Source organism: Variovorax sp. GW821-FHT09D05, assembly GCF_059416325.1.
On sequence record NZ_JBWKOZ010000001.1, the window covers coordinates 1 to 14,230 of the forward strand.

Annotated in this window: 13 protein-coding genes and 2 pseudogenes; 7 read left to right on the forward strand and 8 right to left on the reverse strand. The window is 61.3% G+C overall.

Features of this window, described 5'->3' with window-relative positions; all coding sequences use genetic code 11:
• Together AC07O3_RS00005 and AC07O3_RS00010 are read left to right on the forward strand one after the other, a co-directional pair.
• Positions 1–2,298 (forward strand): DNA/RNA non-specific endonuclease (locus tag AC07O3_RS00005; RefSeq protein ID WP_495338252.1); only part of this gene is annotated, 2,298 nt, incomplete at its 5' end.
• 1 nt (position 2,299) lies between these two features.
• The gene (locus AC07O3_RS00010) at positions 2,300–2,674 is read left to right on the forward strand and encodes an antitoxin YezG family protein (RefSeq protein ID WP_495338253.1); all 375 of its coding nucleotides are present in this window, start codon (positions 2,300–2,302) and stop codon (positions 2,672–2,674) included.
• Positions 2,675–2,702: 28 nt separating this feature from the next.
• On the opposite strand, the gene AC07O3_RS00015 is transcribed toward AC07O3_RS00010, so the two are convergent.
• The 4 genes and pseudogenes from AC07O3_RS00015 to AC07O3_RS00030 form a co-directional block, all read right to left on the reverse strand.
• Entirely contained in the window at positions 2,703–2,882 is a 180-nt protein-coding gene (locus AC07O3_RS00015) for a hypothetical protein (protein ID WP_495338254.1), read from the reverse strand.
• Positions 2,883–2,905: 23 nt separating this feature from the next.
• Positions 2,906–2,992, reverse strand: a pseudogene (locus AC07O3_RS00020) (transposase domain-containing protein); the annotation flags it as partial.
• A gap of 583 nt (positions 2,993–3,575) precedes the next feature.
• Positions 3,576–4,514 (reverse strand): hypothetical protein, encoded by a 939-nt coding sequence (locus AC07O3_RS00025; protein WP_495338255.1) that lies wholly within the window; start codon positions 4,512–4,514, stop codon positions 3,576–3,578.
• A 35-nt stretch (positions 4,515–4,549) separates the two neighbouring features.
• Positions 4,550–5,176 carry a class I SAM-dependent methyltransferase gene (locus AC07O3_RS00030; RefSeq protein ID WP_495338256.1) on the reverse strand — a complete coding sequence of 209 codons (627 nt, stop codon included), beginning with the start codon at positions 5,174–5,176 and terminating at the stop codon, positions 4,550–4,552.
• Positions 5,177–5,636: 460 nt separating this feature from the next.
• Between AC07O3_RS00030 and AC07O3_RS00035 the strand changes: the two are divergent.
• Positions 5,637–6,320, forward strand: a pseudogene (locus AC07O3_RS00035) (IS3 family transposase); the annotation flags it as partial.
• Positions 6,321–6,546: 226 nt separating this feature from the next.
• Positions 6,547–6,840, forward strand: a complete 294-nt coding sequence (locus AC07O3_RS00040) for a hypothetical protein (RefSeq protein WP_495338257.1) — start codon at positions 6,547–6,549, stop codon at positions 6,838–6,840.
• A gap of 138 nt (positions 6,841–6,978) precedes the next feature.
• Here AC07O3_RS00040 and AC07O3_RS00045 read toward each other — a convergent pair whose 3' ends face one another.
• Positions 6,979–7,242: a hypothetical protein gene (locus AC07O3_RS00045; protein WP_495338258.1), complete on the reverse strand. Its 264-nt coding sequence runs from the start codon at positions 7,240–7,242 to the stop codon at positions 6,979–6,981.
• A 516-nt stretch (positions 7,243–7,758) separates the two neighbouring features.
• On the opposite strand from AC07O3_RS00045, the gene AC07O3_RS00050 reads away from it, so the two are divergent.
• Positions 7,759–8,007, forward strand: coding sequence for a hypothetical protein (locus tag AC07O3_RS00050; RefSeq protein ID WP_093176451.1), 249 nt, complete (start codon positions 7,759–7,761; stop codon positions 8,005–8,007).
• A gap of 201 nt (positions 8,008–8,208) precedes the next feature.
• Here the strand turns inward: AC07O3_RS00050 and AC07O3_RS00055 are convergent, their stop codons facing one another.
• Together AC07O3_RS00055 and AC07O3_RS00060 are read right to left on the reverse strand one after the other, a co-directional pair.
• Positions 8,209–9,984 carry a cytochrome c biogenesis protein DipZ gene (locus AC07O3_RS00055; protein ID WP_495338259.1) on the reverse strand — a complete coding sequence of 592 codons (1,776 nt, stop codon included), beginning with the start codon at positions 9,982–9,984 and terminating at the stop codon, positions 8,209–8,211.
• 37 nt (positions 9,985–10,021) lie between these two features.
• Entirely contained in the window at positions 10,022–11,389 is a 1,368-nt protein-coding gene (locus AC07O3_RS00060) for an ATP-binding protein (protein WP_495338260.1), read from the reverse strand.
• Positions 11,390–11,637: 248 nt separating this feature from the next.
• On the opposite strand from AC07O3_RS00060, the gene AC07O3_RS00065 reads away from it, so the two are divergent.
• Entirely contained in the window at positions 11,638–12,669 is a 1,032-nt protein-coding gene (locus AC07O3_RS00065) for an alpha/beta fold hydrolase (protein WP_495338261.1), read from the forward strand.
• A gap of 98 nt (positions 12,670–12,767) precedes the next feature.
• Positions 12,768–13,511 (forward strand): response regulator, encoded by a 744-nt coding sequence (locus tag AC07O3_RS00070; protein ID WP_093052769.1) that lies wholly within the window; start codon positions 12,768–12,770, stop codon positions 13,509–13,511.
• Between the two features lie 97 nt (positions 13,512–13,608).
• On the opposite strand, the gene AC07O3_RS00075 is transcribed toward AC07O3_RS00070, so the two are convergent.
• Entirely contained in the window at positions 13,609–14,178 is a 570-nt protein-coding gene (locus tag AC07O3_RS00075; protein WP_495338262.1) for a thioredoxin family protein, read from the reverse strand.
• Between the last annotated feature and the right edge of the window lie 52 nt (positions 14,179–14,230).

The following is a 14,230-nucleotide window of genomic DNA, read 5'->3' on the forward strand; positions in this document are numbered from 1 at the left end:
GCGGACGCCAACGGGCTGATGAGCAATGCGGATCTGCGCGCGGGCCAGGTGCTCACCATCCCCACGCGGGTGACGAGTGCGAACAACGTCAACACGTTCAAGCCTTACGACCCGAGCAAGATCGCGAACGATACGCCGACGATGCTGGCGCGGCCGCAGGATGAGAAGGGGTGTGGCGGGGTCGGGCAGTTGATCGTGGCGGTCATTACCGCGGTGGTTGCTATCTATACCGGCGGCATTGGTGGTGCCATGCTGGGCTCGGTGGTCGGCCAGGCTGCCGGCGTTGCGATGGACATGCAAGACACCATCAGCTGGAAGCAGGTGGCTCTGGCTGGAATAAGCGCTGGGGTTTCGGCGGGGCTAGGCGATGTGATGCCCACGCCGTTTGGTGGCGCGGTAGGCGACGCCCCCAACGTGATCGCTCGGGCTGCCCTCGGCAACGCCCTGACCCAAGGTGTCGCGGTAGTGACGGGGTTGCAGGACAAGTTCAGCTGGAGGGGCGTCGTGGCGTCTGCGGCTGGCGCGGGCGTTGGTTGGGGTGTTGGACAGGCATTGAATGGCGGAACGCTTGCATCTGGATTGCCGGATCCGGCGCGCCCCCCGGCGTTCAGCGAGTGGGGCGACGTGGGCGGAAAGCTGGCACGCGGGACGGTCATTGGGTTTGCGGCTGGGTTGACAACCGCCGCATTGAGAGGCGGGAAGGTCAGCGCTGTTCAGGTTGCTGCCGATGCGTTTGGCAATGCGTTGGGGGACAGTCTGGCGGCGGCGAACAGCAGCAGTTCTCGGGGCGTTGACTCCACAAACCCATATGGGTATCAGGGCTCCGACAACGGCATCACTAACTGGCAGGCAAACGCTGCGACCTCGGCGAACGGTATCTACGGCGCGGCGGGCCGTGCCGTTGGTGGTCAAGAACCCGACTTCAGCTGGATCGGAGAGAACCTGCCTCCCGCCAATCCGTATGCGAATTTTTCGATGAGAGGCGGTGTGCAACTGGCCGCAGGGCCTGGGTATAGCGGTATGGGAGGCGGCTCCAACATAAGCGGAGGCCAACTGCTTCGCACAGAAACAATGCCCGACGGAAGAACAGTCACATACACACGGATGAGTGACGGTGCGACTGTGATTCAGCCGGGCGACCGACCGAGCGAGCCCGTGGATACGCAGAGTGCGATGTCTATCGGATTCAGCATGGGTGATGGCGGTGACTTAATCGCGGCCATCCAAGCAGGCGGTGCCCCATCGACCATGGGCTATGTCAACCAGATGGCGGGCGTGAGTAGCGCGCTATATGTGCCACCAGGCTTTGTAAGGACCAGCTACGACCAAGCCGTAGCTGGGATGAACAACAGCAGCGGCTTTGTCGACTGGGGAGCAAACCTTCTCGGGGCGACAGCAATGTTCTCCCTGATGGCCGGAGAAGAAACAGTGCGCGGACTGCTCAACATTCCGAGTGCGGCATTCGATGCAGTACCGCAAACTGCGCAGGCAATCACGCAGATTGGTATCGCATCTGATCCATCGTTGCCCGCCGACCAACGCATCGTGGCCACCTTGACGGCAACGATGAATACTTCATCAGCGATTCTCGGATTTGGAGGAGCATTTCTTGCTGCGAAGCCGATTCTCACGATCGAGAGGCCGCCTTCATCCGAGTTGAGCTACGGCTTCAAGGCCACTGGGCCGCTAACTGATGGGACTTTAGCTGATGCAGACCCATTTAACTCTGCTGTTACGGGGCGTGCGGCGCTGCAGCCGCCTCCGATTCAAAGCAGAATTGTTATACGAGATTTCAATGAATATACGACCACCAGCAGTGGCAATTTGCGGCCGAACACTATTTATGAGTTTCAAGGCAATGAATTCGAAACCGATGCTTTGGCACGGTCGGTTAGTACGCGCGGCTTTATCGATACAAGCAACACTGGCCAGCGCTTACCATCAATTGATCTTTCAATCGGAAAATTGGCGGATGCAGATCAATTTGATGTCGGATTTCATCGTGGGGCAGACGCCTTGGGATTTCCAGGTGGAAAGTTGAATGTTAACCCTGGAAATGGAATTCCAGACGCCACGAACTTTCCCGGCATTCCAAATCTTAATCAAGGTCCGTATAAGCAGCTTGAGAATTCATTGAAAAATCTTGCCAACACTCCGGGAAATAGGGTATACGCGGATTTTCGCGCCAATTTTAACGAAGGGAATTTGACACAGCGTCCAGATGCGTTTAGCATCACCTACAGGGTTAATAATGCACCACCAGTAACGAGACGCTTTAATAATCAACCCGGAGGTTGAGATGGAAGAATTAGATCAATTTCAGATTATGCAGCAGATAGCCAGTCGCGCTCTTTCTGTTATCGAGGTCGGATGGCGTGAGGTAATTTTGAACTACTGCGTGGAAGGTTCCCAAAGTAGCTTTGTGAACACCTATTTGATAGAGGAAGATGGGGCGCTGAATGAAAAACCTCTTTTTGTTGTAGATGATCTTGATCCTTGGTTTAGGAGGCTGCAAGCGCATCTCTCAAAAAATGGGAAGCAATTGTTTACCAAATGCAGATTGCATATAAACAGCGACGGCAAGTTTGATGCCTCGTATGGGTATGAAAAAATTGATTGGGACGCACTCTTGGAGCCGGATTGGAATTTCTTCCCAAGCAAGAGTAGCCAATGATTTACTGGATGAGTCGTTACTCAAGCACTTAGTTTCTGCATACGTTTGGCAATGCGTTGGGGGACTTCATTGCGGCGGCCAATGGCCAAAGCTCAGGTGTGCCGGCGATGATCGGCGCCGATGAGCGGGCGAGCATCATGAGGATGTTCGACAGCAGCGGCGTGCCTATGAGCGACGCGGTCACGCCTGCTGCATCGAGTGGCTTCAATTACGCGTCGTCGAGCAACGACTTCGCACGAGCACCTCGCGTAGGTAAGCCTCGGGGTCGAGTCCGTTCAACTTAGCCGTCTCCAACAGGCTGTAGATGGCCGCAGCGCGCGGTTGGTGCCGACGAATTAGCCAACAGCGGACGGCCATCTGGCCGGCACCACGGCTTTCGACCCGAATCGTGGACAGTGAGAGCTCCCGGCGTGACCCGAGCATTGAGACTGAGCTACCAGCTGATCGCTCGTCTCAGGTAGTGCCCATGCTGCGGAAGGGCAGGAGTAAATCTACTCTTGTGGCAGTAAAACTAAGGCGCGCAATGCGTTTTCCATCGACGTAAACATGTAAACGCCAGCAAGCCGCGATACCGCCTGCGGGTGACGGTCGGCGCGAGCCTTTTCCAGCACAAATTCCCGCTTGAGCCATCTCGGGCGGTCAAGTGCAAAGGAATCCCGCAACTTGCTGGATAAAAAAAAGACTGACGAAGTTGGGGTGGTTGTCCGGCCCGGGGACGCCTACCGAGCGAAGTCGCCCGATAGCAACCTCCCAGGCCACAAGCGGATCGTCGATGTTCAAGTACGCGAAGAATTCCTCAGACATCAGAAGCGTTCCTGGTTTTGGGGAGGCGACCTGAACTCGCCGCGAATGGGGCGAATAGCAATTCTGTTTCAAATGCAGTAACAGAAAGCCCGATGAGCTATCGCGTTGTATCGGGCGGGTTTATCGCAGTGCGCTTCATGCTGGCCCCAAGAATGCCGGCTCGCCAGGCAAAGAACTCGTCGAGCGCAGGGCCCAGCACAGCCGTCTGGCTGCGTGCGCCGAAGGCCTCGAAACCCTGGCGTGCCAGCCGTTGCCGCAGTTGCGGGGCGCTCACGAGCAACACAGCCATGTCGGCCAGGCCATCGAAGGGAGCGCCCGCGACCGCCTGCCGTAGCTCCGGATAGAAGATCTCGCTGTCCGCATAGAGCTCGCACAGCACCGCCTTGCGCTGCCTGAAAAGCATCGCAAGCCTCGGGATCTCGACGATGCGGGAGTTGTCGAAGAAGTGCATGTTGAGCACCAGCTTCGCGCGCCGGATCATCTGGTCGCGATGCGCGCTGTCCCAAAGCGCGTTGTCATTGCAGACCACGTGCAGACCCTTTCTTCGCATGGCATCGATGACTTGCGCGCGCCGCTGATTCAGCGAACCGAAGAAGAGCACGTCGATGTCCTGCAGGGCCTCGGGGAGCACGTCTTCGGTGCGGAGGTTGTCCCCGGCCTCTTCTTCGTATCCGAGCGGAACGTAGTGGCCGTTGGGAATGCCCAGCTCGGCATAGCGGGCCAGATTGTGCTGGCTGTAGTCCCAGACGTAGTGGCTTCGCAGCAGCGTCATGTAGGACTCGTTGCTGGCCTGCGAACCTGCGACGAGTTGCTCGAAGTTCAGCACGATGCAGTTGGTGTCCATGCCTTGCAGGGCTTCGGGCGCCAGGTGGTGCGCGAAGCAGACAACGTTGATGGCGCCAGCACGCAGGGCAGCATGTTCGCTGCTTACCTCGTAGCCCAGCTTCCTGGCGGCGACGACGAAGGCATCTACCACGTTGCCGACCATATGCCGGTCCGCAAGCGAGGTGAAATGCAGCGGTACCGAAGGTTCCATCCCGTTTACTGGCCTGGTCTGGTGGCGGTCACTGCTTATTGCAGGCCCAGGATGTTCCGCTTGTGATAGTAGTCGGCGAGCGCGGCCCGGAGCTCGGTTGCCTTCTGGATCGTCTCTGGGGGCGCGCCCTTGCCCAGGCCGAAGAAGTAGAGGTCGTGGCTGGTGTGGTCGCAGTAGAACGACCAGACCGAGAACCAAGCGTCGCATGGAATGATCGCCTTGAAGTCTTCCTCGACCAGGTTCTGGTAGTAGTTCTGGTTGTTCTGCATGGTAAGCGGCGAATCGGTCGGTGCATATTCGACCGTGCCGTGCTGCCGTCGCCCCGTGGAGGCGCAGGTCATCACGACCATGCCGGAATCCTTAACCAGCCGAAGCATGTTGAGCCAGGTTTTGCGCCAACCGGGGTTGTGCTCCATGGCCTCGCACGAGATCACCACATCGAACTCGTTGGCCTGGCCGCCATAGTCCTCGCCATAGCAGATGAGGTCGACGCCCTTGCCCTCGCCCACATCCAGGCCGATGTACTCGCATTCTTCGAAAAAGGCGCGAACGGAGCCATTGATGTCCAGGCTGCCGATTTCCAGAACCTTCTTCCGCTGGAAGAGTTCGCCAAGGAATTGCTTGATGCCACCAACGAAGAACAGCTGCTGGGGATGGGACACGATGGACCTCCGGGGCGGAAAACTCGGCAGTCTAGTGGTTGGCCGGGTCGAATTTCGCACGCCGGATTCAGCTGCCAGGCCCTGATGGGCAAAAGTTTACGTTTTCTGAAAAGGCGACTCCAGGCCCAGCTCGATGGCGGTCCGGTGCGTGAGTGCGCCGTGGTTCCCCGGAGCATCGTGACGGGTGATTCCGGGCTGAACGCGAGAGGCTTGGGGGAAGTTCAGGCGAGGATCGGCGTGGCTTTCATCGCCTAAAACCAGGAAGCCTAGCCCGATGCTACGCAAACTATCAGCACATGACGGCGCTACTCAGTAGCGAAAGCGCTAAACAAGTCGCAACTGGCGCGGATATATTTCTCTAAGAGGCCACCAGAGCGACCTCGGAAGGTGAGGCATCTGAATAATCACGCTTTCCAGTCGCAGACGATTCCCCCATGTACATGACGATGCTGTTGAACCATACCGCAGGCTGCAAGCTTCGCTCACCAGGCAGGACGTCGCAATCTCCGAGAAGGTCGTGCAGCGGTTGATGAAGCAGGAAAGCCTGGTTGTTCCAAAGCCGAGGAAGCGCAGGTATGCGTCATACCTTGGCGAGATCAGTCCAGCGCCTGAGAACCTCTTTAACCGCGACTTCCAGGCCGCGGTCCCCAACGAGAAATGGCTTACGGATATCACGGAGTTCCAGATCCCGGCTGGCAAGGTGTACCCCTCGCCGATCATCGACTGCTTCGATGGAATGGTCGTCAGCTGGACGATTGGGACCAGTCCGGACGCCGAGTTGGTCAACACGATGCTGGATGCAGCCATCGAGATAGTGGCCGAAACTACTGACCGGCCTGTGGTTCACTCCGATCGGGGCGGCCACTACCGTTGGCCAGGTTGGCTATCAAAAATGAACGACGCGAACCTCACACGCTCGATGTCTCGCAAAGCGTGCTCACCTGATAACGCCGCTTGTGAAGGCTTCTTCGGTCGGCTGAAGAACGAGCTGTTCTATCCTCGAGACTGGCAGGCCGCAACCATCGAACAGTTCATCGAGGCGGTCGACTCGTACATCCGCTGGTACAACGAGAAGCGGGTCAAGATCTCCCTTGGCTCCCTCAGCCCTATCGAATACCGGGTGAGCCTTGGACTTGCGGCATAAACCAGTCCAAGTTTTTGTCCGCACCCCCAAATCAACACCTCGCTCTCTTATAACAATGAAGAACACTCATCGCGGCCGCATCCACAGACAAGCCATTCAACTCTGGACTCGCAACCTTATTCCGCTGCTCCTGTCGTTCGGGCTTGCTGGAACGCTGTCAGTCGTCGCCAACTCGCCCGCGTGCGCTCATTTGCCACTGGGAGCTTTCGGGGATGTACTCACCACGTTGGTTCTCAGGACCAAGACAATTTTGTTCGTTGGCTACGTGGGAGTTTTCTACCTTGTTGTTGGAGTGCTTTTCTATTTCACCGGCCAGAAGTTGAAGTTCAGGGAGATCCAGCGGCGTGTTTTTCAGCCGTTTCTTGCCCCAACACTTTTTGTGGTCGCCGGCTACATGTTGGGCCTCCCCGCAGCGAGGATTGGAGAGGGCGAATATTGGTGGTCTGTCGCTGGAGCAGTTGGAATACTTGTTCTCTCGACGATCGTTGCAAACATCTATGAACTCATGGAGGGCTCCTGACGTTGCAGGCAGCTTCAATTCTCGCGGCCGGCTTGATTCCCTAACTTTGATCTATGCACTGTGCGTGATACCAGCCCGCTGGACACCCCCAGGGCACTCGTATTGATCGGGATCCGTTCAAGGCAATCGTGAACCCAATCACGGATCGGCAAAGTGGAAAAAGCGGCTAGCCATGGACGGCGCACCCGTGTCGTACAGGCCGTTGTCCCCGGAGGGATCTTTCATCTGGCAGCAGCGAAAGAGCGCGACCCGTCTTGATGCGCAGCGCTGTTTCTGCGTTCCGCTCCAGCAGCGCACTCGAATATCTGCCAAGAAAAAGATCTTGGTCCCGGAGCCGAATAGCGGCCGAACAATCCTCGCCACTCTGCCCAGCCGGACTCCGATCAATTCAATGGATGCCATCTGTGACGATGCTATGGACCTGGGTTCCGGCTAAGGCTCTGGTCAGTTGAGGTGTTTTCAGAAGTGTCGCGTAACCGCAACGACAAGGTGGGCCTGTAAGCGGGGGTACAAAAGGGGGTACAAACGCGGATCAAAACGAGCTGAGGCTAGTATTGATGCGGCTTGCGGGCGATCTTTAGATCGGTTTCACACCAAAATCAGCAGACAGAACGACGGGTTACGCTCACAAGGCGTAACCCGTTTTTCTTTGGCCCAGAAAAATGGACGCGGCTCTTGCGGGCAGCCAAAAAAAAGCTCGCACAAAGGCGAGCTGAAGGACCCCGTTCTTGCGCATGGGGTCGGAGGGAGGAGCCCGCCGGAGGGAGGCGGGCAAGCCGATGATCGCGACCAATCTGGGAGACATTGAGGATGAGGGCGCACCGGATATCCCCCTGATGGCAATCTTGAAGTATTGCTAATGCAAAGGAACTAGTTCCTTGGGGCGCTGCGGGTTCGAGGCCTATCCTCAGCCCCAACATGAACGTCACACAGCAACAACTACAACTCCTCGTCAACCTGCCCGATGGCTGGTCGAGCCGCATCGATATCAAGCAGACCACCAGCGGCCGCTACGCGGGCGTTGCCGAGTTGAGCCTTCGTGGGCTCAGGCGGGGAGTGGTCGTATTCATGCAGCAGCCCACGCTGGAGGCTGCATTGCAGCGGGTGCGGCTCCGGGCCAGTCAGTTCGCGAGAGAGCGGCTCTCCTTGCCGGGTGCCAAGTCGTAGATGCTGCTCTTGTGGGTTGGGGTTTTCTATCCCGAGCATGAGGATTCCCAACCCACGAACACCCCGCCGCGCGGCACCATTGAGCTTCACTGAAGGAGAACAACGCCATGAAGGCATTCAGGAAGTTCGTCGGCGGCGCCATTTCTATCGCCGGGGCCGTGGTGCTTGTAGCGCAGCACCTGTAAGGGGCACCAAGGGCGATCAGCCGAAGGTGAACACGTAGGCCTGCGCGCCCGCGTCGAGAAATTCGATTTCGAACAGGCGGTCTTTTTCGTTCGCCGTCTGGCGCACCAGTTGGTACAGCCGCTGTCCATCGATGGTGCCATTGCCTTGCGCATCGGTATCGGTGCCGTGGTCTGCCAGCGGTGGCTTGCCGTCGATCAGAACCTTGAAGCGCACGGGCTTGCCATCGGCCGACGGGCCGAGCACCAGATGCAGGTCGCGCGCATGGAAGCGATAGGCGATGCGCCCATTGGCCCGCACCAGCACCGCGCGTTCGCTTTCCACCGACCATTCGCCGCTCAGTGCCCACTGGTTGGCGCGCAGTGATGAAGCCGCGGGATAGACCCGCGCACGATCCTTCGCGAGGCCACCAGGCGAGGCGAAGCTCTGCGCGCGCTCGTAGCCCAGGTAGGTCTCGCCCGACAGGGCCGGCGACGCAGCCGCCGCAGCCTGCGTACCCTGGCCTTCCGGCGAGACCACGTCGGCCGGCACAACCGGCCGCCCGGCTTCTGCCAGCAACTGCTGGATGACCTGCTCCGACTTCGCGTACTGCCCCTCGCCGAACTGGTGATGCCTGATGCGCCCCTGCGCATCGACGACATAGAACGCAGGCCAGTACTGGTTGCCGAAAGAGCGCCAGATCGCGTAGTTGCTGTCGACGGCCACCGGGAAGCCAATGCCCAGGTCCTTCGTTGCGCGGCGCACGTTGGCAGGCTGCTTCTCGAAAGCGAACTCCGGCGCATGCACGCCGACCACCACCAGCCCCGCGTCCTTGTATTTCTCGGCCCATGCGCGAACGTAGGGCAGGGTACGCAGGCAGTTGATGCACGAGTAGGTCCAGAAGTCGACCAGCACGACCTTGCCGCGCAGGCCCTCGGGCGTCAGCGGCGCGGAGTTGAGCCACTCGGTGGCGCCGGCCAGCGAAGGAAAGCCACCTTCGTCGGGCAGTGCCAATGCGGGCTTCTTCGGCTCCGGTTGCGTCGACGTCAGCATCAGGCCGCCCGGGTCGATGGAAGCCTTCGGTTGCGGCGACGGCATGGGCATGTCGATCTTCTCCACCAGTGCTTTCTCCAACGCCGAAGTTGTGCCGACAGAGAGGCGGCTGAGCAGCCCGGTATCCAGCCCCAGCGCAATAGCGCCGACGCCCACAAGAACGGCCACGCCGGCCACGCGCCGCATCCATTCACCGGTGCGCAGCGACCCCTTCATCGCCGAGAACAACCGCCCGCCAAAGAGCAGCGCAGCCGCCAGCGAGGTACACGCACCGGCCGCATAGGCCAGCAACAACAACGACGTGCCGATGCTCGCGCCGTTGAGTGCGGCGCCAGTCAGGATCAGCCCGAGGATCGGCCCCGCGCACGGCGCCCACAGCAGCCCCGTGCCAACCCCCAGCAACAGCGGCGAGAACACCGACGCCTTCTCCGAGGCAGGCCCCGACAACCGCAAGCCAAGCGCCACCAGCGGACGGCTCAGCCGGTCGGCCACCGATGGAAACAGCAGCGTCACGCCGAACACCGCCAGCAGCGCAATCGCCGCATAGCGCCCGTATTCGTTGAGCGCCACGACCCAACCACCGCCCACAGCCGCCAGCGTGGCGATGGCCGAGAACGCCAGCGCCATGCCCAGCAGCATGGGCATGCCATGCGAGCGGAACGGCCGATCGGCGCGCGCGAACACGAACGGGAGCACGGGCAGGATGCACGGGCTCAGGATGGTGAGCACACCACCCAGGTAGGCAACGATGAAGAGGAGCATGGTCGGGGTCTGGTCAATGGAGGGATGAGGGCGCGGCTCAGTTTGGCGGCGCGGCGCGCGTGCTCATGGTCAGCCGGGCTTCGAGCCCGCCTTCGGGTCGGTTGCGCAGCACCAGCTCCGCGCCCATCGCCATCGCCAGTTGGTGGGCGATGGCCAGGCCCAGCCCGGTGCCGCCGGTGTTGCGATTGCGCGAGCCTTCCACGCGGTAGAAGGGCTTGAGCACGTTCTCCAGCTGGTCGGGAGGAATGCCCGGTCCGTTGTCGACCACGGCCAGCACCAGCCGGTCGGCCTCGGCATGCACCTGCAGGCGCACGTCGGTGCCGAACTTCAGCGCGTTGTCGATCAGGTTCGTCAAGATCCGCCGCAGCGCATTCGGCCGCGTCACGATGGGCTCGCCCGTGCGGCCCTCGAGCAGCACCTGCTCGCCCGAGTCCTCGTAGTCGGCCACCATGCTCTCGAACAGCGCGTCAGCGTCGATGCGGCAAGGCGGCTCGGTGGCACCGTGCAGTGTGCGCGCGTAGGTCACGCCTTCGCGCACCAGGGCGTGCATCGCATCGAGGTCCTGGCGGAACTTGTCGCGGTCCTGATCGCTGTCCATCAGGTCGGTGCGCAGTCGCATGCGGGTGATGGGCGTCTGCAGGTCGTGCGAGATGGCCGCAAGGATTTCCACGCGCTCGGCCATGTAGCCCGCAATGCGCTTCTGCATTGCATTGAATGCGCGCGCCGCGTGCTTCACCTCGGTCGGGCCTTCTTCGGGCAACTGCTGTCCCTTCAGGTCTGGCCCCAGTTCGTCGGCTGCGTCGGCCAGCTGCGCCAGCGGCCGCGTGACCAGCCGCACCGCATACCAGGCGCACACGGCCAGCACCAGCAGCTGTATCCACAACAGCCACATCACCCAACTCGACACCGGCATGTCCACGCGCCGCGCATGCACGATCACGGAAGACCCGTCCGACAGCCGCACCTGGATCTGCAAGCTTTGCGGTGGGCTGCCCACCTGGCCGACCTTGACGATCTCGAATGGGCGCATCGCATCGACGATGGCGGCGGCGAACTGTTGCGACATCGGCGTGTCGGGCGGCGTGCCCTGTGCGCTGCCGCCCAGCACGAAGCGGTAGTTGCGCCGCTCCAGCCGCGCGAGCCAGCTTTCGCGCTCGGCGGCCGGCAGCCGGTCGAGGATGGCGACCGAGCTTGCGATGTCGCGCTCGATGCCGATCATCATCAGCTCGCGCATCGCGATGCCACGTTCGTAGCGGATCGCCGTGAAGGTCAGCAGCTGCGCAATGGCTAGCCCGATGACGATGATCAGCGTCACGCGCGAGAACAGCGAGCGGGGCAGCAGCCGGCGCAGGCCTGCGGGGTTGACCGGGGCGAGGGGTGCGGGGAGGCTTGCGGATGTAGGCATGGGCTGGTTTATAGACCCGGGCTCGCGCCGCAGATCACTTCTTTGTATTGCAGTGTGTTGGGCGGCAAACGGGACATACAACATTACCTGCCGGGGCTCAGATGCCGTCGCAGCTTCGGCTTTGTATGGCCGTGTATCCGGCGCGGCCCGTACACACGGCCATACAAGAACACCCCTGGCATGACACATGCCGCATACATCCGGCGCATTCAATCGTTCCGTCGCCAACACAAACGAAGGAACACCCCATGTCCGAAGAACCCGTCAACCGTCAACGCCGCTTTCTGCTGGGTGGCGCCGCCGCCAGCCTCGCCGCCGTCGAACTGGCATTCATGAGCAGCACCGTCCACGCGGCCGATGCCGTGCCCGCTGCCAAGCCGCGCAAGCTGGAGCCCATCCGCCAGATCAAGGCAGGCGAGCTCGATGTCGGCTACTACGAGGCCGGCCCTGCCGACGGTATTCCGGTGCTGCTGATGCACGGCTACCCCTACGACATCCACAGCTATGCCGAAGTCGCGCCGCTGCTCGCGGCCCGGGGTTGCCGGGTGATCGTGCCGCACCTGCGCGGCCACGGCACCACGCGCTTTCTCGACAGCGCCAACCCCCGTTCCGCGCAGCAGGCGGCAGTGGCGCTCGACCAGATCGCGCTGCTCGACGCCCTCAAGATCGACCGCACCGTCATCGTCGGCTACGACTGGGGTGCGCGCACCGGCTGCATCATTGCGGCGCTCTGGCCCGAGCGCTGCATCGGGCTGCTCTCGGTCAACGGCTACATCATGACCAACCGCCCCGGCAACAAGCTGCCATTGCCCGCGAAGGTCGAGCTGGGCTGGTGGTACCAGTACTACTTCGCCACCGAGCGCGGCCGCCTCGGGCTGGAAGCGAACCGGCGCGACATCGCGCGCATCCTGTGGACCACGAATTCGCCGAAGTGGGCATACGACGACGCCACCTTCGAGCGCACCGCCGCATCGTTCGACAACCCCGACTACGTGCAGATCGTCATCCACAACTACCGCTGGCGCCTCGGTCTTGCGGACGGCTTCGCGCAGTACGAGGAATACGAGAAGCGCCTGGCCGCGTTTCCGACGATCAAGGTGCCAGCGATCACGATGGACGGCGACTCCGACGGTGTCGTGCCGGCCACGGACGGGAAGGCCTACGCCGCCAAGTTCACCGGGCCGCGCACGCACCTGGTCGTGAACGCGGGCCACAACGTGCCGCAGGAGACGCCGCAAGTCTTTGCCGATGCGGTGTGGAAGCTCGCGTCGGCAACGTAGTGTGGCCGGCCGGGGCGCCGGATACACAGGAATACAAACCCGCTTGTCCCGGCCCGCAGCCGGGCTACATTGCGGCTTCCGACGTATCGGCCACCTGCATGACGACCTCGAAGACCTCCGACCACATCCTCATCGTCGACGACGACCGGGAAATCCGCGAACTGCTCACCACGTACCTGGTCAAGAACGGCCTGCGCGTGGTCGCGGTGCCCACGGGGCGGCACATGCGCGCGGCGCTGGAGGAATCGGGGCCGTTCGATCTCATCATCCTCGACCTGATGCTGCCGGGCGAAGACGGGCTCACGCTGTGCCGTGACCTTCGCACGGGCAAGTACAAGGCGACGCCGATCCTCATGCTCACTGCGCGCAGCGAGGAGGCAGACCGCATCCTCGGTCTGGAAATGGGCGCCGACGACTATCTGGCCAAGCCGTTTTCCGCCCGCGAACTGCTGGCGCGCATGCGCTCGGTGCTGCGCCGCACGCGCATGCTGCCGCCGAACATGCGCTCGACCGAGTCGGCCTCGAAGCTGGGGTTCGGCGAGTGGCAGGTAGACACCACTGCGCGCCACCTGATCGACGACAGCGGGGTGATGGTGGCTCTCAGCGGTGCGGAGTACCGGCTGCTGCGCGTATTTCTCGACCACCCGCAGAAGGTGCTGAGCCGCGACCAACTGCTGAGTCTCACGCAGGGGCGCGAGGCCGAGCTTTTCGAGCGCTCGATCGACCTGCTCGTGAGCCGGCTGCGCCAACGTCTGCGAGACGATGCGCGGGAGCCGCGCTTCATCAAGACCGTGCGCAGCGAGGGTTACGTTTTTTCCTCGACTGTCGAGGCGTTGGACTGAATCGTGCTGTGATGCACTGGCAGCTCACCGGGTTTCGTATCTCGTGCGTGATGCCGCCGGCTAGGAAGAGGAGGGCGAACCAGAGCTTCTTCATTCCTCAAGACCCCACCGGCGAAGGCTCAGCCAACAGCGCCTGAATCTTCTTCTCGGTGGTGCCATAGCTGCCTTCGCCAAAGTGCGAATAGACGATCTTTCCCTGCTTGTCGATCAGGTACACCGCAGGCCAATATTGGTTCCTGAAGGCCTTCCAGGTGCCGTAGCTGTTGTCTTGCGCCACCGCGTGCCTGATCTGCAGCCGCTGGATCGCGTCCTTCACGTTCTTCGTCGACTTTTCGTACGCGAACTCCGGCGTGTGCACGCCGACGACCACCAGGCCCTTGTCCTTGTACTTCTCGTTCCAGTCCTTCACGTAAGGCAGGTGGTTGAGGCAGTTGATGCAGGTGTAGGTCCAGAAGTCGACCAGCACGACCTTGCCGCGCAGCTCACCGAGCTTCAGCGGTTGCGAGTTGAGCCAGGTGTCGATGTTCTGGAATTCAGGCGCGGGCACCGCCTCGGCAGCCGGAACGTCACCGCCGAGCGGCGATGGTGCGGCAAAGGTCAGCGTGAGGGCCGCCGCCGAGGCCGCGATGGCGACGGCGAAGAAGAGGGCGGAAGAGCGAAAGCGCATGGTGGTTCCTTCGGAAGAGTGACGGGCGTTCGTCTGTGAACGGAGCCGATTC

What these genes read in the sequence shown, in the direction of transcription:
- AC07O3_RS00045 (WP_495338258.1), bottom strand. Translation starts at nt 7,242, where the DNA reads ATGGCATCCATTGAATTGATCGGAGTCCGGCTGGGCAGAGTGGCGAGG.
- AC07O3_RS00055 (WP_495338259.1), bottom strand. Translation starts at nt 9,984, where the DNA reads ATGCTCCTCTTCATCGTTGCCTACCTGGGTGGTGTGCTCACCATCCTG.
- AC07O3_RS00070 (WP_093052769.1), top strand. Translation starts at nt 12,768, where the DNA reads ATGACGACCTCGAAGACCTCCGACCACATCCTCATCGTCGACGACGAC.
- AC07O3_RS00025 (WP_495338255.1), bottom strand. Translation starts at nt 4,514, where the DNA reads ATGGAACCTTCGGTACCGCTGCATTTCACCTCGCTTGCGGACCGGCAT.
- AC07O3_RS00010 (WP_495338253.1), top strand. Translation starts at nt 2,300, where the DNA reads ATGGAAGAATTAGATCAATTTCAGATTATGCAGCAGATAGCCAGTCGC.
- AC07O3_RS00060 (WP_495338260.1), bottom strand. Translation starts at nt 11,389, where the DNA reads ATGCCTACATCCGCAAGCCTCCCCGCACCCCTCGCCCCGGTCAACCCC.
- AC07O3_RS00065 (WP_495338261.1), top strand. Translation starts at nt 11,638, where the DNA reads ATGTCCGAAGAACCCGTCAACCGTCAACGCCGCTTTCTGCTGGGTGGC.
- AC07O3_RS00050 (WP_093176451.1), top strand. Translation starts at nt 7,759, where the DNA reads ATGAACGTCACACAGCAACAACTACAACTCCTCGTCAACCTGCCCGAT.
- AC07O3_RS00075 (WP_495338262.1), bottom strand. Translation starts at nt 14,178, where the DNA reads ATGCGCTTTCGCTCTTCCGCCCTCTTCTTCGCCGTCGCCATCGCGGCC.